This is a genomic window from Parasulfitobacter algicola, from assembly GCF_013315265.1.
GTDB classification, from domain to species: Bacteria; Pseudomonadota; Alphaproteobacteria; order Rhodobacterales; family Rhodobacteraceae; genus Parasulfitobacter; species Parasulfitobacter algicola.
In genome coordinates, this window is record NZ_JABUFE010000039.1 from 1 (window position 1) to 2,230 (window position 2,230).

General features: G+C 60.4%; 2 protein-coding genes. One reads left to right on the forward strand and one right to left on the reverse strand.

Features of this window, described 5'->3' with window-relative positions; all coding sequences use genetic code 11:
* Positions 1-137 precede the first annotated feature (137 nt).
* Positions 138-1,436 carry a hypothetical protein gene (locus HRQ87_RS19905; RefSeq protein ID WP_174140194.1) on the reverse strand — a complete coding sequence of 433 codons (1,299 nt, stop codon included), beginning with the start codon at positions 1,434-1,436 and terminating at the stop codon, positions 138-140.
* Between the two features lie 179 nt (positions 1,437-1,615).
* Here HRQ87_RS19905 and HRQ87_RS19910 point away from each other — a divergent pair.
* The coding region (locus tag HRQ87_RS19910; protein WP_246252584.1) for a recombinase family protein at positions 1,616-2,230 on the forward strand (615 nt) is incomplete at its 3' end.

Below are 2,230 nucleotides of genomic sequence, written 5' to 3' on the forward strand. Positions count from 1 at the left end.
GGGGAGGGCTGCCAGCCTTTTTGTGCCTCATCGTGGCCCTGGTTGGTGGACCCGGCGTGGGTGTTTTGGCCGTTGGTTTCGTAAGGATCATTTGTGTTGGTCATGGGGAGCACTCCTTTTGCTTGGCTCTGTCGGGGTTAGAACTTGATGCCACCGCTGCCGGTGACGGCGTTAGGGTCGTTGACGGCGTTGATCTGCACGATGACGGTCTTGCGGTCCGGGGTGGGTTCCATCACGAAGGCCTCGATCTGCCAGTGCCTGGGGCCTGAGATTTCCGAGAAGTCATGGGCCGCATCATAGCTGCCGGTCGAGACCCCGCCCCAGACATATTGATCGGTCGCATGGGTCTGCCAGACATAGGTGTTGAACCGATCTGCCGCGGGCCCGTATCTGTCAAAAAGCGCGGTCACAACATCCTGCTTTGAGGTGCCGACGGCGTTTTGCAGCAAGGCCATGCTGGTGACGGTGCCGTCCTCGGGGTGCAGCTTGACCACGCCGCAGCTGTGGACCTGGTTGCTGTCGCGACAATCCAGCTGTGATCCGAAGTGCAGCGCATAGCGATCCACGGGATTGTTCAGGAACAGCGTGTCATCAAACAAAAGCGTGGTCTGCACACCAAAGTCGATGGTGTCTGCGGCAGTCGAGATGCGGAAGCTGTCACGCAGATCATCGAAGATGGCAAAACCTGCATCGCGCAGCAGCGCTTTGGCAACCTCTCCGTCCATGCCCAGGCTGACACCCGCCAGAGCGATCTGATCCTGCGGGATCATCACTGGGGCGGCGTCCGTACCGACCCTCATCTGGCGATACGCGCTTTCTGGCAGAGTGACCTCATGCAGCAATTGCCCGCTGCGGCGCTCAAACATCTTCATCGATACGATCTGGCTGCGCACCTGGCGTTGGTCGTCCGGGGCGACAGCAAAGGGCAGCACCAGCATCTCGATTGTCACCGCGCCACGTGGGCTGATCTCACGGATCTTGCGCGCCTCGGCAATGGGCAGTGACCATTCATAAAAGTCGGCGGCATTGTCCAACAACAGCGCATAGGGGCGGAACGGAAAGTACACCCCCGGCTTGAAGGTCGAGATGCGATAGACGCCTGCGGCGGCGTCATAGGGGCCGATGCTGGCATTGACCCGCAGGCGCAGGCCGTCCAGTTCCGCAAAGCCCTGGTATTGAGCGCGCAACCTGGCCTCGATCCGGTTCAGCACGGCGGGTTTGTCGAACTCATTGGCGCGGCGATAGGCTTGCGCTTTCAGCGCCTCTTCGCGGAAGTTGGGCGTGTTGCCGGACAAAAACGCGGCCAGCAGACCGATGGTGTCGGCATCAGGGTTATCAATCGTGCGGGCCAAGAGCGGTGAGATCAGCAGGCTTGCGGCAAGGGCTGCGCCCATCAGGGCGCGTTTGGCAGAAGATCGGATCAAATGGAACGTCATGGGTGTCACTTTGTCAGGGCGACATTCAAAAGGGATCCCTTTTGATAGGCCTAGCATATCCACTCTGCCTCTGTCTGCGTTCGTTGGTTTTCCACAGGTTTTTCGGCGGAGTTGGGCCGCGCATCTTCAAGCCCACCGCGACCTCAAAAGGGATCCCTTTTGAAAAGAGGAAAAGTGCGATGATCGGTGATTGTTTTGCAGAAAAATCAGGGCAGACTGATGGGATGACGCAAGACCCTTCCCAAGCCCGCAAGATCGGATACATCCGTGTGTCGGATGCCGAGCAGTCCGAACACTTGCAGCGGGACGCGCTGACCACCGCTGGATGCGATCTGATCTTCACCGATCACGGCATCTCGGGCGCAAAAACTGTGCGGGCCGGTCTGACCAGGCTGATGGCCGAGCTGCGCACGGGCGATACGCTGGTGGTGTGGAAACTGGACCGGTTGGGCCGTTCGACCATTCATCTGCTGCAAATCCTGGATGGGCTGCGCGCCAGAGGCATCCACTTCAACGCGCTGACCCAGGGCATCGATACCACCACCGCCGTGGGCCGGATGATCTTTGGGCAGTTGGCGGTCTTTGCGGAATACGAACGCAGCCTGATCTCGGAACGCACCAAGGCGGGCATGCGGGCGGCCAAGCGGCGCGGCCAACCCGTCGGACGCACCCGGATCATCACGCCCGAGCAAGCTCGCGCCCACGCCAAACGCATTGACAGCGGCGCGGTCACATTGCGCGATCTGGCCCGGCAGCTGAATGTCTCAGAACAGACCCTGCATCGCGCGATCCAT

Excerpts from the sequence above, each read along its gene's own strand:
- HRQ87_RS19905 (WP_174140194.1), bottom strand. The coding sequence starts at position 1,436 with ATGACGTTCCATTTGATCCGATCTTCTGCCAAACGCGCCCTGATGGGC.